This is a genomic window from Pseudomonas sp. Root562 (genome assembly GCF_001427125.1).
In the GTDB taxonomy this organism is placed as follows: domain Bacteria; phylum Pseudomonadota; class Gammaproteobacteria; order Pseudomonadales; family Pseudomonadaceae; genus Aquipseudomonas.
This window is the reverse complement of record NZ_LMGK01000001.1, coordinates 152,228-175,230: the sequence shown is the minus strand read 5'-3', so window position 1 is coordinate 175,230 and position 23,003 is coordinate 152,228. Positions and strand designations below refer to the sequence as shown.

At 57.6% G+C, this 23,003-nt stretch carries 28 protein-coding genes, 1 tRNA gene and 1 pseudogene; 28 read left to right on the top strand and 2 right to left on the bottom strand.

Annotated features, from left to right (window positions below):
* The first annotated feature begins 419 nt into the window (after nucleotides 1-419).
* From ASD60_RS00870 to ASD60_RS28705, 10 genes are all read left to right on the top strand, one after another.
* Nucleotides 420-1,193, top strand: a complete 774-nt coding sequence (locus tag ASD60_RS00870; protein WP_007972784.1) for an ABC transporter ATP-binding protein — start codon at nucleotides 420-422, stop codon at nucleotides 1,191-1,193.
* Between the two features lie 13 nt (nucleotides 1,194-1,206).
* Entirely contained in the window at nucleotides 1,207-1,956 is a 750-nt protein-coding gene (locus ASD60_RS00865; RefSeq protein WP_056852184.1) for an ABC transporter substrate-binding protein, read from the top strand.
* 78 nt (nucleotides 1,957-2,034) lie between these two features.
* Nucleotides 2,035-2,730 carry an ABC transporter permease gene (locus ASD60_RS00860; RefSeq protein WP_056852183.1) on the top strand — a complete coding sequence of 232 codons (696 nt, stop codon included), beginning with the start codon at nucleotides 2,035-2,037 and terminating at the stop codon, nucleotides 2,728-2,730.
* Complete coding sequence (locus tag ASD60_RS00855) at nucleotides 2,727-3,416, top strand: ABC transporter permease (protein WP_056852182.1); 690 nt, start codon at nucleotides 2,727-2,729, stop codon at nucleotides 3,414-3,416. The genes ASD60_RS00860 and ASD60_RS00855 overlap by 4 nt, the downstream gene beginning before the upstream one ends.
* Nucleotides 3,397-4,626 (top strand): methyltransferase, encoded by a 1,230-nt coding sequence (locus tag ASD60_RS00850; RefSeq protein ID WP_056852181.1) that lies wholly within the window; start codon nucleotides 3,397-3,399, stop codon nucleotides 4,624-4,626. Before ASD60_RS00855 ends, ASD60_RS00850 begins: the two co-directional genes overlap by 20 nt.
* Nucleotides 4,627-5,101: 475 nt before the next feature.
* Nucleotides 5,102-5,177: transfer RNA gene (locus ASD60_RS00845), tRNA-Thr, on the top strand.
* Between the two features lie 142 nt (nucleotides 5,178-5,319).
* Complete coding sequence (locus tag ASD60_RS00840; protein WP_056852180.1) at nucleotides 5,320-6,156, top strand: hypothetical protein; 837 nt, start codon at nucleotides 5,320-5,322, stop codon at nucleotides 6,154-6,156.
* A 927-nt stretch (nucleotides 6,157-7,083) separates the two neighbouring features.
* Nucleotides 7,084-8,115: a hypothetical protein gene (locus ASD60_RS00835; protein WP_056852179.1), complete on the top strand. Its 1,032-nt coding sequence runs from the start codon at nucleotides 7,084-7,086 to the stop codon at nucleotides 8,113-8,115.
* Entirely contained in the window at nucleotides 8,084-8,470 is a 387-nt protein-coding gene (locus ASD60_RS00830) for a hypothetical protein (RefSeq protein WP_056852178.1), read from the top strand. The genes ASD60_RS00835 and ASD60_RS00830 overlap by 32 nt, the downstream gene beginning before the upstream one ends.
* Nucleotides 8,457-9,347, top strand: a complete 891-nt coding sequence (locus tag ASD60_RS28705; RefSeq protein ID WP_056852177.1) for an alpha/beta hydrolase — start codon at nucleotides 8,457-8,459, stop codon at nucleotides 9,345-9,347. Before ASD60_RS00830 ends, ASD60_RS28705 begins: the two co-directional genes overlap by 14 nt.
* A gap of 165 nt (nucleotides 9,348-9,512) precedes the next feature.
* Here the strand turns inward: ASD60_RS28705 and ASD60_RS00820 are convergent, their stop codons facing one another.
* Both ASD60_RS00820 and ASD60_RS00815 read right to left on the bottom strand, forming a co-directional pair.
* On the bottom strand, nucleotides 9,513-10,520 hold the full coding sequence (locus ASD60_RS00820) for a phage portal protein (RefSeq protein ID WP_056852176.1): 1,008 nt from the start codon (nucleotides 10,518-10,520) through the stop codon (nucleotides 9,513-9,515).
* The gene (locus tag ASD60_RS00815; RefSeq protein ID WP_056852175.1) at nucleotides 10,520-12,277 is read right to left on the bottom strand and encodes a terminase ATPase subunit family protein; all 1,758 of its coding nucleotides are present in this window, start codon (nucleotides 12,275-12,277) and stop codon (nucleotides 10,520-10,522) included. The genes ASD60_RS00820 and ASD60_RS00815 overlap by 1 nt, the downstream gene beginning before the upstream one ends.
* Before the next feature lie 154 nt (nucleotides 12,278-12,431).
* On the opposite strand from ASD60_RS00815, the gene ASD60_RS00810 reads away from it, so the two are divergent.
* The 18 genes and pseudogenes from ASD60_RS00810 to ASD60_RS00730 all read left to right on the top strand — a co-directional run bounded on the left by ASD60_RS00810 (nucleotide 12,432) and on the right by ASD60_RS00730 (nucleotide 23,002).
* On the top strand, nucleotides 12,432-13,265 hold the full coding sequence (locus ASD60_RS00810; RefSeq protein ID WP_056852174.1) for a GPO family capsid scaffolding protein: 834 nt from the start codon (nucleotides 12,432-12,434) through the stop codon (nucleotides 13,263-13,265).
* Nucleotides 13,266-13,290: 25 nt separating this feature from the next.
* Nucleotides 13,291-14,292, top strand: coding sequence for a phage major capsid protein, P2 family (locus ASD60_RS00805; protein WP_056852173.1), 1,002 nt, complete (start codon nucleotides 13,291-13,293; stop codon nucleotides 14,290-14,292).
* 3 nt (nucleotides 14,293-14,295) lie between these two features.
* A complete protein-coding gene (gpM, locus tag ASD60_RS00800) occupies nucleotides 14,296-15,003 on the top strand; it encodes a phage terminase small subunit (RefSeq protein WP_056852172.1) in 708 nt (235 codons plus the stop codon).
* A gap of 121 nt (nucleotides 15,004-15,124) precedes the next feature.
* A complete protein-coding gene (locus tag ASD60_RS00795) occupies nucleotides 15,125-15,598 on the top strand; it encodes a head completion/stabilization protein (RefSeq protein ID WP_056852171.1) in 474 nt (157 codons plus the stop codon).
* Nucleotides 15,598-15,801, top strand: coding sequence for a DUF7415 domain-containing protein (locus tag ASD60_RS00790; protein WP_056852170.1), 204 nt, complete (start codon nucleotides 15,598-15,600; stop codon nucleotides 15,799-15,801). Before ASD60_RS00795 ends, ASD60_RS00790 begins: the two co-directional genes overlap by 1 nt.
* Nucleotides 15,801-16,013: a tail protein X gene (locus tag ASD60_RS00785; RefSeq protein ID WP_056852169.1), complete on the top strand. Its 213-nt coding sequence runs from the start codon at nucleotides 15,801-15,803 to the stop codon at nucleotides 16,011-16,013. The genes ASD60_RS00790 and ASD60_RS00785 overlap by 1 nt, the downstream gene beginning before the upstream one ends.
* A 69-nt stretch (nucleotides 16,014-16,082) precedes the next feature.
* Nucleotides 16,083-16,397, top strand: a complete 315-nt coding sequence (locus tag ASD60_RS00780; protein ID WP_056852168.1) for a phage holin, lambda family — start codon at nucleotides 16,083-16,085, stop codon at nucleotides 16,395-16,397.
* On the top strand, nucleotides 16,394-17,233 hold the full coding sequence (locus ASD60_RS00775) for an N-acetylmuramidase domain-containing protein (RefSeq protein WP_056852167.1): 840 nt from the start codon (nucleotides 16,394-16,396) through the stop codon (nucleotides 17,231-17,233). The genes ASD60_RS00780 and ASD60_RS00775 overlap by 4 nt, the downstream gene beginning before the upstream one ends.
* Entirely contained in the window at nucleotides 17,230-17,436 is a 207-nt protein-coding gene (locus tag ASD60_RS00770; protein ID WP_056852166.1) for a hypothetical protein, read from the top strand. The genes ASD60_RS00775 and ASD60_RS00770 overlap by 4 nt, the downstream gene beginning before the upstream one ends.
* A complete protein-coding gene (lysB, locus tag ASD60_RS00765) occupies nucleotides 17,433-17,876 on the top strand; it encodes an Rz-like lysis system protein LysB (protein WP_056852165.1) in 444 nt (147 codons plus the stop codon). The genes ASD60_RS00770 and lysB overlap by 4 nt, the downstream gene beginning before the upstream one ends.
* Nucleotides 17,791-17,985, top strand: a pseudogene (lysC, locus tag ASD60_RS29275) (Rz1-like lysis system protein LysC); the annotation flags it as partial. The gene lysB and the pseudogene lysC, both read left to right, overlap by 86 nt.
* Complete coding sequence (locus tag ASD60_RS00760; RefSeq protein WP_056852164.1) at nucleotides 17,982-18,464, top strand: phage tail protein; 483 nt, start codon at nucleotides 17,982-17,984, stop codon at nucleotides 18,462-18,464. The pseudogene lysC and the gene ASD60_RS00760, both read left to right, overlap by 4 nt.
* Nucleotides 18,461-18,916, top strand: coding sequence for a phage virion morphogenesis protein (locus ASD60_RS00755; protein WP_156386245.1), 456 nt, complete (start codon nucleotides 18,461-18,463; stop codon nucleotides 18,914-18,916). The genes ASD60_RS00760 and ASD60_RS00755 overlap by 4 nt, the downstream gene beginning before the upstream one ends.
* A 38-nt stretch (nucleotides 18,917-18,954) precedes the next feature.
* Nucleotides 18,955-19,554 (top strand): phage baseplate assembly protein V, encoded by a 600-nt coding sequence (locus ASD60_RS00750; protein ID WP_082557514.1) that lies wholly within the window; start codon nucleotides 18,955-18,957, stop codon nucleotides 19,552-19,554.
* Nucleotides 19,551-19,904, top strand: coding sequence for a GPW/gp25 family protein (locus ASD60_RS00745; RefSeq protein WP_056852162.1), 354 nt, complete (start codon nucleotides 19,551-19,553; stop codon nucleotides 19,902-19,904). The genes ASD60_RS00750 and ASD60_RS00745 overlap by 4 nt, the downstream gene beginning before the upstream one ends.
* Nucleotides 19,901-20,815, top strand: a complete 915-nt coding sequence (locus ASD60_RS00740) for a baseplate J/gp47 family protein (protein WP_056852161.1) — start codon at nucleotides 19,901-19,903, stop codon at nucleotides 20,813-20,815. The genes ASD60_RS00745 and ASD60_RS00740 overlap by 4 nt, the downstream gene beginning before the upstream one ends.
* Nucleotides 20,812-21,426, top strand: a complete 615-nt coding sequence (locus ASD60_RS00735) for a phage tail protein I (RefSeq protein ID WP_056852160.1) — start codon at nucleotides 20,812-20,814, stop codon at nucleotides 21,424-21,426. The genes ASD60_RS00740 and ASD60_RS00735 overlap by 4 nt, the downstream gene beginning before the upstream one ends.
* Nucleotides 21,419-23,002: a phage tail-collar fiber domain-containing protein gene (locus ASD60_RS00730; RefSeq protein ID WP_056852159.1), complete on the top strand. Its 1,584-nt coding sequence runs from the start codon at nucleotides 21,419-21,421 to the stop codon at nucleotides 23,000-23,002. The genes ASD60_RS00735 and ASD60_RS00730 overlap by 8 nt, the downstream gene beginning before the upstream one ends.
* The last annotated feature ends 1 nt before the right edge of the window (nucleotide 23,003 follow it).

Sequence of the window (23,003 nt, the reverse complement as noted above, 5' to 3'; positions counted from 1 at the left end):
GCGATCTCATCCTGACCGGACAGTCTTCGCAAGTCATTGAGATTAATGGCAATTTGCCAGAACGTTACCCTGCGACCCACTTTCAGGAACGCATCAAGGCAACAGAAACACACTTCAAAAACGCTCAGCGCACAATAAAAGTGCGTTTGGCCGGTTAGCGCTTCCCACCCCCTGCCAAAGCTGGCAACATCGCGCCCTTTTTGTGAAAGCCGCTGGGTTTTTGAATTGAAACTCAGGTTCAAACGGCTGTTCGGTTGTTGATGGGGCGACAGTCTGCTGTGCCGATGCGACAACCTGCCACATGCCACCCGTTTACTGCCCCCAGCGCTGTTGGCTGCCTTGGAAACGCTATGCTAGCTTGGCCGCCTCGCCAGGAAGGCCACCAACAGCAGGAGCGAAACACATAATGAGGAACGCACATGGCTGAGGCCACGCCCGCGCTTGAAATCCGCAACTTGCACAAACGCTACGGCTCGCTTGAGGTGCTCAAAGGTATCTCGCTGACCGCTCGCGACGGCGATGTGATCTCGATCCTCGGCTCCTCCGGCTCCGGCAAGTCCACGTTCCTGCGCTGCATCAACCTGCTGGAAAACCCGCACCAGGGCCAGATCCTGGTGGCCGGCGAAGAGCTCAAGCTCAAAGCCGCGAAAAACGGCGAACTGGTGGCCGCCGACGGCAAGCAGATCAATCGTCTGCGCAGCGAGATTGGTTTTGTGTTTCAGAACTTTAATCTGTGGCCGCACATGAGCGTGCTCGACAACATCATCGAAGCCCCGCGCCGCGTGCTCGGCCAGAGCAAGGCCGAAGCCATCGAAGTGGCCGAAGCCCTGCTGGCCAAGGTCGGCATCGCCGACAAGCGCCATGCCTACCCGGCGCAATTGTCCGGTGGCCAGCAACAACGCGCGGCCATCGCCCGCACTCTGGCCATGCAGCCCAAGGTCATCCTGTTCGACGAGCCGACCTCCGCGCTTGACCCGGAAATGGTCCAGGAAGTACTTAATGTCATCCGCGCACTGGCCGAAGAAGGCCGCACCATGCTGCTCGTGACCCACGAAATGGGCTTCGCCCGTCAGGTCTCCAGCGAAGTGGTGTTCCTCCACCAGGGCCTGGTAGAAGAGCAAGGATCGCCACAGCAGGTGTTTGAAAACCCGCTTTCGGCGCGCTGCAAACAATTCATGTCCAGCAACCGCTAACGGAGCTACCCACATGCAGAACTTCAAAAAGGTCTTCCTGGCTGCCGCCGTCACCCTCGCGTTCAGCGCCGGTGCCATGGCCGAAACCCTGAAGATGGGCATCGAAGCGGCTTACCCGCCGTTCAACAATAAAGATGCCAGTGGCAATGTCGTCGGCTTCGACAAAGAGATCGGCGACGCCCTGTGCGCCAAGATGAAAGTCGAGTGCACCGTTGTCACCTCCGACTGGGACGGCATCATTCCGGCCCTGAACGCCAAGAAGTTCGACTTCCTGATCTCCTCGATGTCGATCACCGACGAGCGCAAGCAAGCGGTGGACTTCACCGACCCGTACTACTCCAACAAACTGCAATTCATCGCGCCGAAAAACGTCGATTTCAAAACCGACAAGGCTGCGCTGAAGGGCAAAATCATCGGCGCACAACGCGCAACCCTCGCCGGCACCTTCCTCGAAGACAATTATGGTGACGACATCACCATCAAGCTCTACGACACTCAGGAAAACGCCTACCTCGACCTGACTTCCGGTCGTCTGGACGGCATCCTCGCCGACAAATACGTCAACTACGAGTGGCTGAAAAGCGACGCCGGCAAATCCTATGAATTCAAGGGTGACCCGGTAGAAGAAAGCGACAAGATCGGTATTGCCGTACGTAAAGGCGACCCGATCCGCGAGAAGCTCAACGTCGCGCTGAAAGAAATCGTTGCTGACGGTACCTACAAGAAGATCAACGACAAGTACTTCCCGTTCAGCATCTATTGATACTGACCTGCCGGACCGACGCCGCCTTCTGACGGCGCCGGTTCTTGGCATTGCCTGCCGCGATTTGAAAAGAAATCCATGATTATCGACCTCTACGGATTCGGCCCGGCGCTCGCCGCTGGCGCGCTGATGACTGTGAAACTGGCACTCTCGGCCCTGTGCCTTGGGCTGGTGCTCGGTCTGCTCGGTGCCTTGGCCAAGACTTCCCCGTACAAGCCTCTGCAATGGCTTGGCGGCACTTACTCGACCCTGGTTCGCGGCATCCCGGAATTGCTCTGGGTGTTGCTGATCTACTTCGGCACGGTCAATTTGATGCGTGCCCTGGGTGAGTTCTTCGGCAACCCCGACCTTGAACTCAACGCCTTCGCCGCCGGCGTGATTGCGCTGGGCCTGTGCTTCGGTGCCTACGCCACCGAGGTATTTCGCGGCGCGATCCTCGCCATCCCCAAAGGCCATCGTGAAGCCGGCGTGGCATTGGGCCTGTCGAAGTGGCGCATTTTCACCAAGTTGATCATGCCGCAGATGTGGCGCATCGCCCTGCCCGGCCTGGGCAACCTGTTCATGATCCTGATGAAAGACACCGCGCTGGTTTCGGTGATCGGCCTGGAAGAAATCATGCGTCACGCGCAAATCGGCGTGACCGTCTCCAAACAACCGTTCACCTTCTATATGGTCGCCGCGTTCATGTACCTGGGCCTGACCGTTCTGGCCATGACCGGCATGTACTTCCTGGAAAAACGCGCCGCTCGCGGCTTCGCGAGGAGCACCCAATGAACTGGGAAGTGATCATCAAGTGGCTGCCGAAACTGGCTCAAGGCGCTACCCTGACCCTGGAACTGGTGGCCATCGCAGTGATCGCCGGCCTGCTGCTGGCGATTCCGCTGGGCATCGCCCGCTCTTCACGTTTGTGGTGGGTGCGGGCGTTTCCCTACGGTTACATCTTCTTTTTCCGGGGTACGCCGCTACTGGTTCAACTGTTCCTGGTCTACTACGGCCTGGCGCAGTTCGATGTGATCCGAAACAGCTCGATGTGGCCGTACCTGCGCGATCCGTTCTGGTGCGCCACCGCGACCATGACCCTGCACACCGCTGCCTACATCGCCGAGATCCTGCGCGGCGCCATTCAGGCGATTCCACCGGGCGAGATTGAAGCCGCGCGAGCGCTGGGCATGTCCAAGACCAAGGCGCTGATCTACATCATCCTGCCGCGCGCGGCGCGTATCGGCCTGCCGGCCTACAGCAACGAAGTGATTCTGATGCTCAAGGCCAGCGCCCTGGCCAGCACCGTGACCTTGCTCGAACTGACCGGCATGGCGCGAACCATCATCGCCCGGACCTACCTGCCGGTGGAGATCTTCTTCGCCGCCGGCATGTTCTACCTGTTGATGGCTTATGTGCTGGTACGCGGCTTCAAGCTGCTGGAGCGCTGGTTGCGCGTCGATGCCTGCCAGGGACGTTGATTCACAAGTATTGACGGGCGAGGCCTTGCTCGCCCGTTTCATGCGCCTGGATGCGTTTCTGATAGAACATCAGGCGCTTTGGAAGCCTCGACCATTCACACATCTTCAGCTGCCGTGGGAAACGTCCCACCCGGAACTGGCAGCCTGGCTACGCGGGCGGTCATTGGAAGATGCGGAACACGCTCACAACCAACCAGCCCTTCTGAACGCGCCGGAACCCTTTGCATCATTGGCGGCGATGTCTGCTGCACTCAGTGCCGTGGGTGAACTGCCCGCCCATACTCTCGCCACAGCGGGTCATCGATTGAATGTCGACGTACCGGGACGCAAGTGGCAACAAATCGAAGCCTTCGCCAGCCGCTTGCAATTCGCCGATGCTCCCGGGCATTGGCTGGATTGGTGCTCGGGCAAAGGGCATCTTGGACGCCGATTGTTGCAAGCAGGCGAACATCTGACCTGCCTGGAATATGACCCCGCGCTGGTTGCCAGCGGCCAGGCCCTCAGTCAACGGCATCAATTGCATGCGTTGCATGTTGAACAAGATGTGCTCGACGTGACTGCGGCCTCGATGTTGGGCTCTGAACACACGCCCGTTGCCCTGCACGCTTGCGGTGATCTGCATGTGCGTTTGATTCGGCTGGCCAGTGCCTCTGGCTGCAGGCAGCTCGCAATCGCTCCTTGCTGTTACAACCGGACAAGCCTGGTTGATTACGCCCCCATGTCCTCTGCCGCCCAACGCTGCGGCCTGCAACTGTCGCTCGATGATCTCGCGCTGCCCATGAGCGAAACCGTCACCGCTGGCGCTCGCGTTCGTCGTCAACGCGACCTGTCCATGGCCCGACGACTGGGGTTCGATCTGCTGCAACGGGAACTGCGGGGCATCGACGAGTATCTGCCAACCCCCTCCCTGCCCACCGCCTGGCTGGACAAATCCTTCGCCGATTACTGCCATCATTTGGCCGAACTCAAAGAGTTATCCACAATCGCCCCGCAAGACTGGTCGGCACGTGAAGCCGCTGGCTGGCAACGACTGGCGCACGTGCGCAATCTGGAGCTACTGCGCGGGCTGTTCCGACGCCCCCTGGAAATGTGGCTGGTTCTGGATCGAGCGCTGTTCCTTGTTGAACAGGGATACTCGGTTCGCCTCGGAACCTTCTGCGAAAGCCCGCTCACACCCCGAAATCTACTGTTACTGGCAGAACTCCCATAAAACGCGACAGCCTGTGGATAACTCTGTTGATGAAATTATCGTGGATCCAATATTTACAGCTGTTTCAGGGGTGAAACCAATCTGTTCAGTTTTCGTACAGCCCAATAAAAAACCCGAAAAACAGGCATTTGCGAACAGATGAGAACGAATCCACAAATCCTCATCAAATCCCGTGCATCTGAAATTCCGTTGTGCATAAGCATTCAATCAAAAGGACATAACTGCCAGAATTGGGTCCGCATGGGCAGAATATGCAGAAGCTGACTCGCCTTCGAGAAATGCGAATCAGCCGGCATGGACAGGGGAATTTGAACGGCACCAGCGGCTGTCTACCAACTCCGCCAGATAGGGCGTTTCTCAAGGCCCGATGACGACTCGGGCGTGTCAGAAATCAGCAACAGAGGCTTGCGCAAAAATAGTCAGAATTCAGGGGTTTACAGAACCTGCCCAATCGCTATAATCGTCGCCCTGACACGCCGGTATAGCTCAGATGGTAGAGCAACTGACTTGTAATCAGTAGGTCCCGGGTTCGATTCCTGGTGCCGGCACCATATAAAAGAAGGGCTTGCAGTGATGCAGGCCCTTTTTTTTTGCCGTATACGTAACAACCGACGTAATAAGGCTTGCAAACCAACCCTCGTCTAAGGGGGTGGATGTCGAAGCGCATTGAGCTCATTCGGGAAGGAAATCGATATGACGTGGAAGGCTTTGGACTGGAAGTTTTTTGCCACTATCGTGTTTACGATCGCCGGACTCGTCATTCCTGTGTTCATTTGGCAGGTTGATTTGGCGTCCCACTCTCTTACCTTGAGATTAGTGTCGACGTCGCCCCTACAGCCCGTTTCGAACATCCAAAATCTTCAAATATCGCTGAATGGCCAAAACATTGAATCGCCGTATCTCTCTACCCTGGAGCTGGTGAATACCGGTTCGAAACCGGTTCTGAGCTCCGATTTCGATACGCCGTTGGAGATTTTCGTAAAAGGTGGGGCAAAGCTAATCAGCGCCGAAACATCAAATACGACCCCAAAGAATATCCCGGTAAAAATCGGTAACGCCGAGCATGGGGCCTCAGTATCGCCCTTCCTGTCGAATCCAAAAGATTCAATAACCATTTCGGTCATTACATCAGGCCCAGCACCGGAGTTCGAGCCCCGAGCTCGGATTGCAGGAATCAACGAGGTAGGCTACGAGGATACTTCTCGTGAGAAGACTAGCCATCTGAAAACTGCCGCAAACCTGATGGTTACAACTGGGCTCATCTTCCTCTACTTCATTTTTTTACCCACCGGTTTACGAGGCCAAAGGTTCAACGTTCCTAGAGGTTTAGCAATTGTTACGGGGACATTAAGCGCGTTCGCTGCTATCGCTACGGCTAGGCCTGCATTCGAGTTCGTGGATGCCTGGCCTTACGCAGGCGTTTGGAAATTTGTCATTCCGTTCACTTCATACGTTTTCCTGGCCTATTTTGCACTCCGATACACCATGGCCTTAAGGCGAAAAGGACATATCGCCCCCTTCCGACAGTGACAGTTCGAAACTCTGCACCGCGCCACTAATTTCACTTATCCAACCATGCATGCACGTGACTGCAATCAATCGTGGACTGTATTGGGTCTGTGTGCGTTTGCACGCATAAGCAGCAGATGGACCTCTGCCAACGTCCACCCCTAGGTGCTTTCGGCTTTTCGTGTTGACCCACGGGAAAGAGGTTAGGAAGGTTAGTTTTTTCTAATCGCCGTGAAACCCTTGTGTTTCGCGGCTTTGCGGTCGATGCCAAGGGTTAGCTTTAGGGTTATGAGAGGTAATTTCCTAACCTTTATAACTGTTAAAAACTAATAAATAGATTCCTTATAAATCAACGGCTTGCAGCTTACTAACCTCAGACCTAACCATTACTTACCCTTCAAAGTTAGCTCTCAACTCCAGTAAATACGGGGCTTGCAGACCACCTCTCCCCCCTTTTCCAAAAACTAACCCTTTTCCCGAGCCACCTCTCAAAATCGCCCCAGACTGCGCCGCAGTCTCCATCTCCAAAACAGCCTACCCTCGCAGGGATTCGCAGGCTTTCTCACTCCTATCAATGCTAGAGCAAGCCCAGCCAGGCCCGCGTCACAGCACCTGCAGGGCGTGCAGAAAAAGCGCCCTATTTAGCCCGCAGGCGTGGCGGGGGGACGACGGCGCGCGCCGGGATTAGAAGCCTTTGCATGCACCTTTTCAGTGCGCCTCGTGCTGCTCATTATTTCGCGGGTTCAGAATCGATGATTCGGATATGACATAGCGCCACTACAAAAGATTGTGTGGAATCGTGTGGCAGTAGAGAATGACAGTACAAGGATGTGGACAGCGCGTCCCGGAGCCCGCCCACCGTGGCCCTAGGCTGTCTGTACCCCATTCTTGGCGAGGCTTCGATTTGAGCGAAGCTATCGAAAGTCGGTATTTATCGGGGGACAGGAATTGCTAAGCCAGGTCGAGAAAGAACGTGCCGAATCTATATTTGAACTTCTCAAAGAAGCGACTACTCAACAGGTAGTCAAAGATTTTCTTAGAGATAAGGGCGTTCATCACAGTGCTGCCAACTGGGAACACATGTATGACACCCGAGTACTGCCAGCACTGGAAAGTAAAAAGCTCGCATTATCCGACCTGGAAGCATTGCTTCGCGATGTGGAAGAGCATGGGCGCCAGCATATTTTTCTATTCCAGTGCAAACCTGAAGATGCTACCAAAATACTTTTAGAGCATCGCTTAACTCAGATTGCGATAGCAGAAGGATTGGACAACCTGTTAGCGCAACCTACATACGTCAACATGCCAGTTGAACCGGAAATAGTAGACATCAGGATTAATAGGGCTCCTAACGGAAGCGGCATAGTATTAGGGCTTACTATTAAAATTGTTGAGTGCCGTGAAAGCAGTAAACTTGTAGACGACGACTTTGATCAGAATACTGGCCGCCGAACCAAAGTTTGGGAAGTTACAAAAAAACGAGCAGTAAGTGTCGCACATCTCAGCAATGAAGGTCTTTTAGAAATCCGCGTTGCCTCGCGAGAAAACTCTACAAAGTATCACGAACAGGTTTCTAAACTTATTAGACTGATAAACAAGTTCATACCAATGGACTCATTCGAGCCAGTATCGCTAGGAAAATCGAAAGCAACTTTACACGAGAAAAAAGATGATTTTGCAGGTGTAATACGCTACACAAGCACGACTGCAACTAACGATATGGGCATATCTATGAACTTATCGGCCGCTAATATGTCCAATAATCTCATGCAGAATGACGGTTCTGCAGGCGCGATGAGAGAGTTCCTTGCTAAAAAAGGTTATGTGACGGGAAGTAATATTTGGTTTATAATGCCAGATGACGCCACCCGTGAGATTCACGTAATACTTAACGGGGAAGTTCACGAGTTTGCAGTTACGGCAGCCTGCACACCAAGAGATTATTCATATGTTCTCGGAAAAATTCTCTCCCTTAATTAAAGCCTTCCCACAAGAGGCTGATGCATTAAGAAGATTGGCGAACCACTTCGCAGATATCGAGCGCGAGGAAGGTGAGAATGTGCTGCAGGTAATCATGCCACCTGGTCGCTTATATGACATCTCCCAGGCAGGTAGTACCGCCCATTTTGCGAAGGTCACGACCATCCTTGTTGAGTCGGGCCTCTTCGAGCGTAAGGTCGTAGTGCGCTCGCCAGGGGGACCTGCAATTCATGAGTATGACAACTGGTTCGATTGTCCACTTGAGGTTTACGACCCCGTTCGCGATGTGACGATGGAAGTAACCGATAGTGATCTAGAAACGCTGTACCGCGTGGCCAAAAATGGAAAAAACTAACATCATCGAGTTAGTAAAGGTGTTGTGGGAAGGAACAGACGTTTCTAAAAGAAGAAAAGTATTCCGGGAAGTTCAAAAAAACATACCCGAAGAATCGCGAACACTCTTCCAAGAACTAGCTTCTCATTACTTCAATGGTGCGGTCGACACTAAAGACTCTCGCATACTTATTTTGGTGCATGGTATTCACACCAATGGCTCATGGCAGCAAGACGTCCAGGAACAGATGATCGGAGTTCCGCACCTTCGAGTGCAGGAACTAGGTTACGATTTGGTGACCGGCTTTCACTTTGCCTTATTTTCAAGGTCGGGGCCGATAAAAAAAATACTCGCTGAAATAAATACGATTAAACGTGAGGAGCCTCTAGCTAAAATTTCAGTCATCGCACACAGCTTTGGCACTTACATCATTTCTAAAATACTGGAAAACAATCCTGACATTAGGTTTGAGAAAATAATCACTTGTGGATCTGTCATCTCCAGAAACTACAACTGGACAAAGCACGCTCCATTTGCTCACAGCACTGATATCATCAATGATGTAGGCGTTAAAGATTTATGGCCCGTAATAGCCAACTGCGTAACGTTTGGTTACGGTGCATCCGGAAATCAAGGCTTTAGAACAGCTTCCGCCACTGACCGATACTTCAACTACGGACACAGTGACTTCTTCGAACCCCAACATGATCATATTGTAAAATATTGGCGGCCAATATTCGAAGATGGGATAATTCCAAAATCAGCGGTGAAATTGCCAAAGGCGAATGTGCCTTTACTTTGGTTCTGCCATTCAAAAAAAGGTAAGGCCATACCCTTTGCATTATATGTAGCAGCCGTTTTCGGAACGATTGCTGGGTTAGTGTGGTGGATATTTTAATGATATCGGAGCATTGCTCCAGATCGCTTTCGATGCTATGGAGCAAGCTAACCCGTCGTGCGTGGATGTGATGATCGGTGCAACGCTGGATGGCGAGATCTTACCGTCCCATCAGCTGCAACACATTCGACGAGTCCCTCCAAACTTGGAAGGGGGTATAGTGGCTTAACTCCCCCCTCCAAGCTCATATGGCTTAAAGCGGATGACCTCTTCCCCGAGCCATTCGTTGATTTGCAGCAGGCGCGCCTGCAGCGGCTCCAGCTCATTCAGCCCCCACACCTGGGCGGCTTCGCGCATCGAACCAAAGCCCCCTGAGTTCTGCGGCACGATTCCCATCAGTTGTGGATAAATGCGCAACGCCGCGAGCAAATCGTCGCGACTGATATTTTTGATCGAACCGAAATCATCCTTAGCCGCGACCTCGCTGATGGGGATCAGCTGGATACCGTCTTTCTTCCCACCAGGTGCGTACATGAACAGGTTGCGGAAGTTGCCCGGGCCTTTGCTGCTCTTCATGGCGCTGCGCAGATCCGTGACGAAATCTTCGTTCTGCGCGGCATCGGTCATGTAGAGGATGAAGCCGGCATGACTGCCGTTCTGGTAATACTTGCGCCGGAACAAGGTCGCCGCCTCGTTCAGCAGCGCGCTCTGCAGCGCCGACAGCCACTCAGGCAATCCATATATTTCCTGGTTGATGTCCGCCTCCCGCAGGTGGCAGATGCTGTCTTTGCGAAATTCGTGTTCATCCCGCCAGCCACGCACCTGGAAGTAACTCCCCTCCTCGATGCCGCGGCGGACGAACTTGGCCATCGCCGGCAACAAGCCGAGCGCCTGGCGCAGCATGTTGTCGCGCTTCTCCAAGTAGCTGTTGCCACACCAGATGAAATCCAAGGCGACCTGTTCGAAAGCCTGGCGGCTCAACAGCTTGTGAGGGATGAAAGTCCGAGCTAGGGCATTGCGCTTGAAGTTGAGCCCCGACTGCAGGTACACGCTGGCCCGGGTCGACTTGGCCAAGCCGTCCAGCGACAGCGGCGGTTCGTACCAGCGCCCGTTCGACCAGCACTCCAGGTAATCGAGAATCTCCCGGCCATCGAGCACCGGTACCGGATCGCCGAAGGTGAATGCATGGGCCTGACTCTGCGCAGGCAGCGCCTCAACCAGATCGGTAGTCATCAACAAATCTCCATGATGCCGGTGTTGGCAGCGGTCTGCCCTTCCAGCGGCTCGTTGTGCAGGGCGTGGAACAAGGCCCACGCCAAATCGGCATGGCCGGTTTCGTCATTTCGTCCGGCCGTGTAAGTGAACTGTCGCCCTGAGGCGGTGATGGTCTTGCGGATGGCCATCAGGCTGGAGGCCATGTCAGTCCAGCCGGCATCGAACTCCAGTCGCCCGTTCTTGATCACGTCGTAAGCCTTGAGCACCAGACGGGTTTTCACTTCGGGTGAATAGCTGAACGTGGTGACGGCTGGGAAGAACTGGCGCACCAGCTGGGCCACGCCGCTGCCCAAACCGGTAACGTCGACGCCGATGTAGGTCACCCAGTAGCGCTTGGTCACTTGGCGGATGGCCTCGGCCTGCGCCGCGAAATCCATGCCCCGGAACTGATGACGCTCGAGCACGCGGAACTTGCCGCCCGGTACCAGCGGCGGGGCTACTACGATCAGCCCCGCGCTGTCGCCGGTTTCGGCTGGGTCATAGCCAACCCAGACCTGCCGATCACCGAAGGGACGTGCCGCGAACGGTTTGTAATCCTCGCCCCACTCCACCCAGCTATCGACCATGCAGGGCTGGAGCATTTGCAGCGGGAAGATCGAGGCGCCGTCATCGACAAACTGGCACATCAGCAAGTTTGCGAATTGCTCAGGGTTGTACTCGAAGCGCAACTCTTCCAGGTCGAACAGATCACAACCCCGTTGCTCGGCATCGAGGATCGTGACGATCTGGCGCCAGATGCGGTCCTCGCACAGCCGGCCCTGTCCCAGGGCGTCGTGACTCACATCCAACTTGAGGTGTTGGGCTGTCGGTTTACCCTTGTTGAAACGCTCACCGGTCCACAGCTTGTAGGCCTCATGGGCCATACTCGACGGGGTCGAAAAGTAGGTCTTGCGCCAGTGCTTGTGCAGCGCCATGCCCGAGGCGACTTTGTTGAGCTCTTCGAATTTGTGGGTCCAGAAGAATTCATCGAAGTAGAAATTGCCCGATCGGCCTTGGGCTGTGCGGTAGTTGGTACCGAGAAAGTGCAGCTCGGCGCCGTTGGCCAGCACGATCGGATCACCCGTCAATTGCCGGCCCAGCACATCGCTGACAAACGCCTGCATGTAATTCTTGAACTGGTGGGCCTGCGCCTTGCTGGCGGATAGGAAAATCTGGTTACGCCCGGTCTTGAGCGCATCGATCAATGCCTCTCGAGCGAAGTAGTAGGTCGCCCCGATCTGCCGGCTCTTGAGCAACATTCGGGTGCGCTGATTCATCGACCGGTACCAGTCAAGCTGGTACTCGAAGCAACCATCTCGAAAGGCTTCTTCCAACTTCTCGAAGTCTTCCTCGGAGAAGTCGTTACGCTTGGGTTGTTTCTTGGGTTCAGCGTTACGTGCGGCCAACTTCGGATTGAGATCGGTCTCGGTACCGCCGCCCTGGAATCGCTGAATGCGGGCCTGCCGCTCCAGTTGCCGGTGCAGCAGGTCAATTTCCTTGAAGTCGCCCCCGGTCTTGCCCTCCTTGAGGATCAGTTGCACCAGGCGGGCTTCGAGTGCGCCGCCAATGCGCTCGACGTTGTCGGCCCGGTCCCAATCGTCGCGGGCCTTCCAGGAGTGGATGGTTTTCTCTTTCTCACTCAGGAAGTCAGCAATATCGGTGACGCGCCAACCCGTCCAGTACAAAAACTTGGCCTGGCGGCGTGGATCCATCGGTGGGTGGGTGGCTTCATTCATGACGCAGATGCTGCCGTCACGCGCGCGAAGCCCCTAACCCTGAGACCTGTAGGCCTACCGGCTACAGGCCAGCATCATTGCCCGCCGTGCGCGCGCTGCCGACCATGGCCCCAACGCTACCTGCTACCGCAGCCAACGCATTGAGGCCTCTCCCATGAAAAAGAAATTTCGCTCCAAGTGGACTCGCATCGCCGTCGAAGGCGCTACCACCGATGGGCGCAACATTGAACGCAGCTGGATCGAGGATATGGCCAGCACCTACAGCCCCAACACCTACGGTGCTCGAATGAACTGCGAGCACATCAAGGGTTACATGCCTGGTGGTGAATTTGGCGCCTATGGCGACGTGCTGGCACTGAAGGCCGAAGAAGTCGACATCGCAGGCGTTAAGAAGCTGGCCCTGTTCGCTCAACTTCAGCCCAACGACGCGCTGCTCGCGCTGAACAAAGCAGGCCAAAAGATTTACACCTCGATCGAGGTTCAACCCAAGTTCGCCGACACCGGCAAGGCCTACCTGGTGGGTCTGGCAATTACCGACACGCCGGCCAGCTTGGGCACCGAAGCACTCTCGTTCAGCGCCAAACATGGCACCTTCACCAGTCGGAAAACCCACTCGGACAACCTGTTTACCGCCGCCGAAGAGGTCGCGCTGGAGTTCGAAGAGGTCAGCGAGCAGCCCCACGTGTTTGCAGGCCTCAAGGAAAAAATGAATGGTCTGTTCGCCCGCCTCAAAGGCAAGGACGACGCCGACCAGGAGCAATTTGCCGAACTGGGCACCTTGATCAGCCAGCTCACTGACGCCGTGGGCAGCACCCTCGACGCCAATGAAAAAGCCAAATCCGATCTGCAGGCACTGACCGGCAAACACGAGGCGCTGGCAACGAAGTTTGCGGACCTCGAAACCAAGCTCGGCAAAACCGCTGATCACAGCCAACAGCATCGCCCTCAGGTCACCGGTGGCGAAAACCAGGTGCTGACCCAGTTCTGACCCCAGCCTTTCTTCGGAGAACCCTATGCGTAATGAAACTCGTCAGGCCTACACCGGCCTTTTGCAACAAGTCGCCAAGCTCAACGGCGTCAGCTCGGCAGCGGAATCCTTCACGGTCACCCCTTCGGTGCAACAGAAGCTGGAAACTGCCATTCAGGAGGCCAGCGACTTCCTGAAAAAAATCAACGTCATCGGCGTGGACGAAAAGGACGGCGAAGCCATCGTTCTTGGTGTCGGCAGCTCCATCGCTGGCCGCACCGACACCAACCAGAAGGCCCGTACTCCACGTGATGTAAGTGCCTTGAACAAGGACACTTACAGCTGCAAAAAGACCGACTTCGACACCGCTATCCCGTATGCGCTGCTTGACGCCTGGGCCAAGTTTCAGGACTTCCAGGCGCGCCTGTCGGGCGCCATCGTCGAACGGCAATCGCTCGACCGCATCATGATCGGCTTCAACGGTACCAGCGCCGCCGCAGACACCAATCGCGCAACCAACCCGCTGCTGCAGGATGTCAACGTCGGGTGGATTCAGAAGTACCGCACCAATGCGCCGGAACGGGTAATGAGCCAAGGCGCGGTCGCGGGCAAGGTCACCATCGGCGCCGGCGGCGATTACAAGACACTTGATGGCCTGGTCTATGACGCCATCCAGTTGCTCGACCCATGGCACCGGAAACGCCCGGACCTGGTTGTCCTGGTCGATCGCAGCCTGCTGCACGCCAAATTCCTGGCCAACATCGAAGGCGCTTCGGACAACGAGAACGAACTGGCGGCATCGCAGATCATCGCCAAAGCCCGCCTCGGTGGCCTGCCGATTGAAGATGCCCCGTTCTTCCTGGACAAGGCGATCATGGTCACCACCCTGAAAAACCTGTCGATCTACTGGCAGATCAGCGCTCGCCGTCGTCACATCAAGGACGAGCCGGAGTGGGATCGCATCGCGGACTACCAATCCTCCAACGACGCCTATGTCATCGAGGACTTCGGTCTGGGTGCCGTGGTCGAGAACATCGAAGAGGCATAAGCCATGGCGCTCTCACTCGCTCAGCGTCACCGGCTCCGCGTTCTCGCGGAGCTGGAAGCTGCCGCCGCTTCCCCCTTGACCAGCATGGCCGGTGCCACGGCCTACGAGCTTCAACTGGCCCAGCTACTGCAGGACCGGCTGCGCCTGAAAAACATCGAGGGCAATGAGCGCAAGGCCGCGCTCAAGATCGAGCTGCTGCCGACTTACGAGCCCTACATCGAGGGTGTCCTGGCCGGCGGCAACGGTGCCCAGGATGAAGTGATGACCACCCTGATGGTCTGGGCGATCGATGCCGGTGCATTTCCCCATGCCTTGAAGATCGCGGGCTACGTGCTCAAACACAACCTGATCATGCCCGACCGTTTTGCCCGCAGTACCGGCTGCCTGATCGCCGAAGAGGTGGCCGAGGCTGCCCTCAAGGCACAGAAAGCCGGCGGCGAGTTCGACCTGCAAACACTGCTCGACACCGAGGAGCTGACGCGGGAGCGGGACATGCCGGATGAAGCCCGCGCCAAGCTGCATCTGGCCATCGGCCGAGCGTTGGCGGCACAGGTTACGGATGAAACCCCGACCGCCGAGCAAATGGAGACGCTCAAGGAAGCCCGGGGCAACCTCACCCGAGCGATTGCCTTGCACACCTCCTGCGGCGGCAAAAAGGATCTGGAGCGCGTTGATCGCCTCCTGAAAAAACACGCTGGCCCTGCCAGCTAACCGAGCGTTCCCACGCAACCCCGGCGGCTCGGGACGAATCAGCGGGTTTTCTCCTTTCCTTGCTGTGAAGCCCCGACCACCGCCGACCTATTCAAGGCATTGATTGGCCAGGAGCCAGAACATGAGCGGCTTTATTGCGAACGGCACCACTTCCAGCGCGAGCGAGCCCCATCCGATCAGCAATGACGGTTGGTGGCCCGATCTCGATGGAGAAAGCGTGCGCGCTGCTCTGCGTCTCGACGCCAGTATCAGTTCCATGCGCCTCGAGGTCGCCCTGGTCAACGCCATTCTCAGTGTTAACCGCGAGCTCAGCGACTATCAGGCGGCACAAAGCGCACTCGGCTACACCAATCTGGAAGCCGTGCCCGGGTCGTTGATCCAGAACCTGTCGCGTCCACTGCACCTTTACTTGCGGGCCGTCTATTGCACCGCTGGTGCTGAGCTGGCCGAGCGGTACCGCAGTTACGACAGCACCAACGAAGGCAGCAGCAATGCCGACGAACTCACCCCCAGCGTTGATGAGTACCGCCGCGATGCGCGCTGGGCGATGCGCGATCTGAGCGGTATCTCACGCGCCACCGTGGAGTTGCTCTGATGATTGATTGCAAACGCATCGACTGGAACGAAATCAGCCGCCTGGGCCTGCTCGAGCGGATCAACCGGGAAATCATGCACCCGCTGGGTTTGGCGGTTTGCCGCATCCCGGAGACGGGTATTTCACCTGGTGCATTGGTTTCGCCTGATGGGGAGTTTGTGTACGCCGATCCGATCACCCCGGAACTCAAGGAACACGCGTGATGGCGACCAGCCTGCGTGCCAACCAGGGCGACACGGTCGATGCCATTTGCTGGCGGATATATGGGCGCACGGCGGGCGTCACTGAAGCGGTGCTAGAGGCCAATCCCGGGCTGGCCGATTTCGGGACGATTCTTCCGCACGGCACCCTGGTGCAACTGCCCGACGCAGCGCCACAAGCCGAGCAGCGCCAGATGGTGAATTTATGGGACTGATTCAAATCGCCCGCCACTTGGGCACTGACAAGCTTTCTACCTTCAACTTCGGACAGCGGAATCATGCGCATGCCTGACAAACCGGATACATGGGCCTGGCTCGCGGCTTGGCTCGAACAAAACTGGCCAGCCATCTACTCCGGTGGCCTCGCCGCCATTATCGCCGCACTGCGGATCATGTACGGCGGCGGCACCCTGCGCCGCGTTGCGCTGGAAGCGCCGTTGTGTGGTGCTCTCGCCCTGGCTTGCAGTCACGGTTTGTCCCTGCTGGGGATCCCGGCGACGACGGCGCCATTCTTCGGCGGCGTCATTGGACTGCTGGGCGTCGAGGGCACCCGCGCCCTGGCCAACCAATTCTTCAAGCGCAAGGTGGAGCAGGTATGACAATCCTTCGTCACGGCGACCGCAGCCAGGATGTTCGCGTGCTGCAGCAACGACTCAATCAAGTCGGCGCCGGCCTATATGTGGACGGCCATTTCGGCGCCGCCACCGAAGTCGCGGTGCGCAATTATCAAGCGAAGATCGGACTGGTCAGCGATGGTATCGCCGGCCCCAAGACCCTCGCCGCCTTGGCCGGTGCTGATTGTGCCTGCCTGTTGCGCCATTCCACGCTGGCGACCGCTGCAGCGCGACTGGGCGTCGAATTGGCAGCCATTCTTGCCGTGAACGAAGTGGAGAGTTTGGGCTCGGGCTTCCTCGATAACGGCAAGCCCAAGATCCTCTACGAGCGGCACATCATGTACCGCCAGCTCACCCAACCGCGCCACCCAGATGACGACGTAGTTGCACTCAAGGCCCATGCCGACGAGCTCGCGGCCACCCAACCCCACCTGGTCAACCCGCGGGCCGGCGGGTACGTCGGTGGCACCGCCGAGCATCAGCGTTTGGCCAATGCCAAATTGATCGACGAGACCTGTGCCCTGGAGTCAGCCAGTTGGGGCGGCTTCCAGATCATGGGCTTTCATGCTGTGCGCCTGGGTTATGCCAGCGTGCAGGAATTCGCCACTCGCATGGCCACGGATGAAAACGAGCAGTTCGAGGCGTTCGTGCGCTTTCTCGAGGCCGAGCCCGCGCTGTTGAAAGCGCTTCGCGCCAAGAAGTGGGCAACGTTCGCCAAGGGTTACAACGGCCCTGATTACCAACGCAATCTGTACGACACCAAGCTGCAGCGCGCCTATGAACGACACGCTGTCGGCTGCCCAATCCCGGAGGCCGCATGATCGATATCGACGCAATACAACGCCTGAACGTCCAGGACGGCGATCTGCTGGTGGTGCCTCCGGACAGCGATCAGCACGACATGGAGCTGCTGATCAATGCGCTTTACGTCCAAATGCCAAGCCGCAAAGTCATCATCATTCGTGGCCCGGTGCAGCAAATGGATGTGGGTGATATGAACAAACTGGGCTGGTACCGCGCGTGAGTATTTTGCGCCAGTTCCTCTACGGCGTTGCCCTGCTCGGTGCATTGGCCTTGCTGATATGGACCCAAGAGCTGCGCATCACGGTTGCCGACAAGAACACGGAACTGGCAACAAAAGTCGCCAAGACTGCCCGCGAAGACGCCGACCGCAACCTCGCCACCGCCAACACCCTGCAGGCCACCCTGCAGCAGGAACGCAGCGCGCAAACCACGCTGCGCACCCAGCAGGATCAGCTGCGCCAAGGCCTGGCAAAACGCGAACTCACCATTGAGGCTTTGAAACGTGAAAACGCCGAACTACGTGAATGGGCTGACCAGCCTTTGCCTGATGCTGCTCGCCGGCTGCGCGAGCGCCCCGCCCTCACCGGCGCCGACGCTTATCGTCAGTGGCTGTCCGGCCGTGGTGCCGTGCAGCCTGCCGGCGACCAGCCCAACCCATAACGGCGGACTACTCACCGATCAGGATCGGGCTGAGGCGGCATGGGCTGATTGTGCTGCCCAGGTCGACATGATCTATCGCCATCAACTCAAACAGGCCGAAAAACAATGAATAAACCGGAATCCTTGCGCAAACACCTGCTCGACTCTATACCCGAACTCAGGCACAACCCCGACCGCCTGCTGGTGTTCATCGACAACGGCACGATGCGCAGCACCGCTGCCCCGGGTCTGTCGTTCGAATATGCCTACACCCTCAACCTGATCCTGACCGACTTCGCCGGCCACCCTGATGCAGTCGCCATCCCGCTGTTTGCATGGGTGCTGGTCAATCAGCGCGAACTGATGGAGAACCTCGAGCGCAGCAAGGACGCGATCGCGTTCGAGGCGGATGTCCTGGACAACAGCAAAGTCGACCTGTCGATCAAACTGCCCCTCACCGAACGGGTTATCGTCAAGCGGCAGGATGACGGTAAGTTGGTGGTCAGCCACCCGGCCGAGCCCATTGTCGACGATGAACAATTCACCGTTGCCGGCATCACGGTGACGACTTCTGAGGGCGAATTTCTTGCCCAATGGGGCCAGCCGTGACCCAGGACCTGCAGGCGCTCGAGGACTGGGCCACCGTTCTGTTGAACCGGCTCGACTCAAATGAGCGGCGCAAGTTTATGGGCTCCTTGGCCCAGGAGCTGCGCCGGACCCAGCGACAGCGCATCACCGCCCAGCGCAATCCGGACGGCACCGCGTTTGCCCCACGAAAGCCCAAACAGACGCTGCGGGGCAAGCAGGGACGGATCAAGTCGAAAATGTTCACAAAGCTGCGCACCGCCCGTTACCTCAAGGTGCAGAGCTCGGGCGTCGGGTTCTCGGTGGAGTTCCTGGGTAGGGTGGCCCGCATGGCCCGCGTCCACCAGTACGGCCTGAAAGACCGTCCGGAACGCGGACAAGCCAATGTCCGATATGAAGCGCGTCAGCTGCTCGGATTCACCGAACAGGAGCTCGAAACCATCCGCAACGCGGTAATCGATCATCTCGCGGGTTGACCGGTTCCTGTAACACGCCCCGCTACACGAACCGACCAATGCGGCTCGCACGCGCGAGCGTCACCATCGGCGACATGGAAAACCCAACCGATCTCATCCGACGCCTCGAAAACCTGCTCCGTGCCGGCACCATCGCCGACATCGATCCGGAAGCCCCGCGCTGCCGGGTGAAAACTGGCGGGCTGGAAACCGGCTGGCTACCATTCTTTGCCCCGAGGGCCGGCACCGACAGCGAGTGGGATCCGCCTAGCGCAGGCGAGCAGTGCCTGGTGCTTTCACCATCGGGCAACCCCGCAACCGGCTTTGTTCTCTATGGCATTTTCAGCGATCAATTCCCCGCACCGGACAACAGCCTCTCCCGTCGGCGTCGGAAGTACCGCGATGGCGCCATCGTTGAGTACGACACCGAAAACCACACGCTGACCGCCACGCTGCCAGCTGGTGGCACCGCCAATCTGACTGCCCCGGGCGGAGTCAACATCACCGGAGATGTCCGCATCACCGGAAATGTGGCCGTCGAGGGTCTACTCAGCGCAACTGAAGACGTCACCGCCGGTGCGCAGAACATCAGTCTGGTAAACCACCGCACCAAAGGCGTCATGCCGGGATCAGGTATCTCCCTGGAGCCGACACCATGATCGGAATGAACCGGGCCACCGGCCGCGTCATCGCCGGCAACGACCAGTTGAGCCAGTCGATTGCCGACATCCTCACCACCCCGATCGGCACGCGTGTCATGCGCCGCGAGTACGGCAGCCTGCTCGTCGACCTCATCGATTGGCCCACCAATAACGCCACACGTCTGCAGGCCTATGCCGCGACCGCGATGGCCCTGATGCGCTGGGAACCGCGGATTCATTTGAGCCGCGTGCAACTGAACCTGGGTGAACAAGCCGGACAGGCGATTCTCGACATCGAGGGCACTCGGGTAGACACCAACGAACCGCTCAACTTGCGCGTACCGCTGGCGATGGGAGCCACCGCATGAAGACTTTCACGCCAATTAACCTGGCGCAGTTGCCAGACCCCGACGTGGTTGAACAGATCGACTACGAGCAGATCCTTGCCGAGCGTAAGGCCTACACCGTGAGCTTGTGGCCCGCCGAGCAGCAGGCTGAAGTTGCCGCTACGCTCGCGCTCGAGTCAGAGCCATTGACCAAACTCGTTCAGGAGAACGCCTACCGCGAAACCGTCTGGCGTCAACGGGTCAATGAGGCGTGCCTGGCCAACTTGCTGGCCAAGGCGAAAGGTAATGACCTGGTGCAACTGGCCGCCAACGTCAATGTCCACCGGCTTGTTGTCATTCCGGCTAATCCCACAGCAGTCCCGCCTGTCACGGCGGTAATGGAGTCGGACGAAAGCCTGCGCGAACGTGCACAAATGGCGTGGGAAGGACTTTCCACCGCCGGCCCGCGTAACAGCTACATCCTGCACGCACGTAGCGCCGATGGTCGCGTGGCCGATGCCTCAGCCGAAAGCCCGTCCCCTGCCGTGGCAGTCGTCACCGTGCAGGCGCTGTTGGGCGACGGCACTGCCCCACAGGACTTGCTCGATATCGTCTTTGAATATCTGAGTGATGAGGATCGGCGTCCGGTGGCTGATCGCCTCACCGTACAATCGGCTGAAATTCTGCCCTATACGGTCGACGCGGTGCTGTATCTGGCCACCACAGGTCCCGAGGCTGAGCCGATTCGCGCAGCTTCCGAATCCAAACTCGCCGCGTTCGTCTCACAACGCAGGCGCTTGGGTGTGGAAGTCTCAGAGTCCGCTATTCATGCCGCCTTGCACGTCGAAGGCGTTCGCAAGGTGGTGCTGAATGGCTGGACGGACTTGGCACCCACGACCGCCCAGGCGGCGTACTGCACCGGCGTGACCGTGACTGTGGGAGGGCAATTATGAGCACTCTGTTACCACCCAACGCCAGCCAGCTCGAGCAGCTCGCCGCCCAAGCGTTGGCCCGCATCGAGCGCGTGCCCGTTCCGATCCGCGACCTGGTCAATCCCGACCGCTGCCCTGTCGACCTGCTGCCCTACCTCGCCTGGGCATTTTCCGTCGACCGTTGGGATTCAAATTGGTCGGAAGCCATCAAGCGCCAGGTCATCAAGACCTCGTACTACGTTCATTCGCGCAAAGGCACGATTGGCGCTTTGCGGCGTGTCGTCGAACCGTTGGGCTATCTGATTGAAGTACTCGAATGGTGGCAGACCGTTCCGGAAGGCGTCCCGGGAACCTTCGCCATCAAGATCGGCGTGCTGGATACCGGTATCACCGAAGAGATGTACCAGGAACTCACCTGGTTGATCGATGACGCTCGGCCGTTGACCAGGCACCTGACGGGGCTGGCGATCAGCCTCGAAACCCAAGGCCAATTGAACATAGCGGCCTGCCTTTACGAAGGCGACGAAATCGACGTGTACCCGCCAGTAATGCGCGATATCGAGGTCACCGGACACTTCGGCGTGATCGGCCGCGAACACTCCATAGACACCCTGGACGTTTACCATGACTGATGCGAACTCTCAGTTTTTCGCCATTCTCACCAATGTGGGATTGGCCAAACAGGCGAACGCCGACGCGCTCGGCATTCCCTGGAAGATCACCGACATGGGCGTAGGTGATGCCAATCTGACCGACCCCATCCCCAGTCCCGCGCAAACCGCTTTGATCAACGAGTGGCGGCGACGACCGCTGAACCAACTCAAGGTCGACCCGGCCAACCCGGCAATCATCATCGCTGAGCAGATTATCCCGGCCGATGAGGGCGGGCGCTGGATTCGTGAAATTGGTCTGTATGACGAGGCCGGCGATCTGGTGGCGGTGGCCAATTGTGCGCCGAGCTATAAACCGCTGTTGTCGCAAGGCTCGGGCCGCACGCAAGTGGTGCGGATGAATTTCATCGTCAACAACGCCGGCAACATCACGCTGAAGATTGACCCGGCGGTGGTGCTGGCTTCTCGCGCCTACGTGGACGCGGCCATTCTGGAAGTTCTGCCGGCGAACAAAACGGCCGGCGAGTTTACCCGGGTGAAGGTCAACAATCGCGGCGTAGTGGTGTCGGGGGATAATCCAAGCACACTGGCCGGGATGGGGATCACCGACACCTACACCAAGCCGCAAATCGAGTCGATGATTGCCCAGGCCTCGGCGTTGCCGGTCGGCACGATGGTGGCGTTTCCAGTCGACAAGCTCGCGCCGGGGTTTCTGGAAGTTGACGGCAGCGTCAAGAGTATTGCTGCCTATCCGGATCTGGCGACGTTACTGGGCATGGCGTTCAACAAGGGCGATGAGGGGGCGGGCAACTTCCGTCTGCCGGAATCGCGCGGCGAGTTCCTGCGTGGCTGGGACCATGGACGCGGGGTAGATGCTGGGCGAGCCGTAGGTAGCTGGCAGAAAGGTACGATGGTTATCGCTGACACGACGGGTAATGCCGACGGTAGCGTTGTTGCAGGCCTTGGGACTGCCGCAGTAACGCCACTCGCCGGTTTTGGGATCGATGCAGTAACGTTGGCCGATTACCCCAATCAATTTGCCGTAGTTAACACCACGAGCACGCCGGCAACTTCAAGCACCTTCACCGGCTCTACTCGCCCGCGCAACCTGGCGGTGATGTGGTGCATCAAGGCCTGGAACGCACCGATCAATCAGGGAAACATTGATATTGCCGCGCTGGCGGCTTTGGCGGCGCAAGCCACGGAAATCAATCAGGGTACGGCCAAGGTCGCTACAGATGCGCAGATGCTGGATAGCGCGAATGACGCTGTTATCGCCACGCCGAAAAAGCTGCGTAAGGGCTTCGCAATCAGCCTCGCTGCGAACGGCTACATCGCCTTTCCTAGTTGGCTGGGTGGCTTGATTGTTCAATGGGGCTCTGGATTGTTCGCAAGTGACACGCCAGTTCCGTTTACGCTCGCCTTCCCGTCCGCGTGCTTGGCTGTTGTGGTGGGTGCTGGGAACTACGACAGCCCGAAGGCGGCGTATCAAAAAGTGACCGCCATTGGGGCATATTTTCAAACCAAAACTGGATTCACCGCCAGTAGTTCAACCGGTATTGCCGCCAGTGGTGCTTGGCTGGCCATTGGAAACTAAG

Bases quoted from the DNA above. Each gene is read 5' to 3' on its own strand.
- ASD60_RS00870 (WP_007972784.1), top strand. From the start codon at position 420: ATGGCTGAGGCCACGCCCGCGCTTGAAATCCGCAACTTGCACAAACGC.
- ASD60_RS00865 (WP_056852184.1), top strand. From the start codon at position 1,207: ATGCAGAACTTCAAAAAGGTCTTCCTGGCTGCCGCCGTCACCCTCGCG.
- ASD60_RS00860 (WP_056852183.1), top strand. From the start codon at position 2,035: ATGATTATCGACCTCTACGGATTCGGCCCGGCGCTCGCCGCTGGCGCG.
- ASD60_RS00855 (WP_056852182.1), top strand. From the start codon at position 2,727: ATGAACTGGGAAGTGATCATCAAGTGGCTGCCGAAACTGGCTCAAGGC.
- ASD60_RS00850 (WP_056852181.1), top strand. From the start codon at position 3,397: ATGCCTGCCAGGGACGTTGATTCACAAGTATTGACGGGCGAGGCCTTG.
- ASD60_RS00840 (WP_056852180.1), top strand. From the start codon at position 5,320: ATGACGTGGAAGGCTTTGGACTGGAAGTTTTTTGCCACTATCGTGTTT.
- ASD60_RS00830 (WP_056852178.1), top strand. From the start codon at position 8,084: ATGTTCTCGGAAAAATTCTCTCCCTTAATTAAAGCCTTCCCACAAGAG.
- ASD60_RS28705 (WP_056852177.1), top strand. From the start codon at position 8,457: ATGGAAAAAACTAACATCATCGAGTTAGTAAAGGTGTTGTGGGAAGGA.
- ASD60_RS00820 (WP_056852176.1), bottom strand. From the start codon at position 10,520: ATGACTACCGATCTGGTTGAGGCGCTGCCTGCGCAGAGTCAGGCCCAT.
- ASD60_RS00815 (WP_056852175.1), bottom strand. From the start codon at position 12,277: ATGAATGAAGCCACCCACCCACCGATGGATCCACGCCGCCAGGCCAAG.
- ASD60_RS00810 (WP_056852174.1), top strand. From the start codon at position 12,432: ATGAAAAAGAAATTTCGCTCCAAGTGGACTCGCATCGCCGTCGAAGGC.
- ASD60_RS00805 (WP_056852173.1), top strand. From the start codon at position 13,291: ATGCGTAATGAAACTCGTCAGGCCTACACCGGCCTTTTGCAACAAGTC.
- gpM (WP_056852172.1), top strand. From the start codon at position 14,296: ATGGCGCTCTCACTCGCTCAGCGTCACCGGCTCCGCGTTCTCGCGGAG.
- ASD60_RS00795 (WP_056852171.1), top strand. From the start codon at position 15,125: ATGAGCGGCTTTATTGCGAACGGCACCACTTCCAGCGCGAGCGAGCCC.
- ASD60_RS00790 (WP_056852170.1), top strand. From the start codon at position 15,598: ATGATTGATTGCAAACGCATCGACTGGAACGAAATCAGCCGCCTGGGC.
- ASD60_RS00785 (WP_056852169.1), top strand. From the start codon at position 15,801: ATGGCGACCAGCCTGCGTGCCAACCAGGGCGACACGGTCGATGCCATT.
- ASD60_RS00780 (WP_056852168.1), top strand. From the start codon at position 16,083: ATGCCTGACAAACCGGATACATGGGCCTGGCTCGCGGCTTGGCTCGAA.
- ASD60_RS00775 (WP_056852167.1), top strand. From the start codon at position 16,394: ATGACAATCCTTCGTCACGGCGACCGCAGCCAGGATGTTCGCGTGCTG.
- ASD60_RS00770 (WP_056852166.1), top strand. From the start codon at position 17,230: ATGATCGATATCGACGCAATACAACGCCTGAACGTCCAGGACGGCGAT.
- ASD60_RS00760 (WP_056852164.1), top strand. From the start codon at position 17,982: ATGAATAAACCGGAATCCTTGCGCAAACACCTGCTCGACTCTATACCC.
- ASD60_RS00750 (WP_082557514.1), top strand. From the start codon at position 18,955: ATGCGGCTCGCACGCGCGAGCGTCACCATCGGCGACATGGAAAACCCA.
- ASD60_RS00745 (WP_056852162.1), top strand. From the start codon at position 19,551: ATGATCGGAATGAACCGGGCCACCGGCCGCGTCATCGCCGGCAACGAC.
- ASD60_RS00740 (WP_056852161.1), top strand. From the start codon at position 19,901: ATGAAGACTTTCACGCCAATTAACCTGGCGCAGTTGCCAGACCCCGAC.
- ASD60_RS00735 (WP_056852160.1), top strand. From the start codon at position 20,812: ATGAGCACTCTGTTACCACCCAACGCCAGCCAGCTCGAGCAGCTCGCC.
- ASD60_RS00730 (WP_056852159.1), top strand. From the start codon at position 21,419: ATGACTGATGCGAACTCTCAGTTTTTCGCCATTCTCACCAATGTGGGA.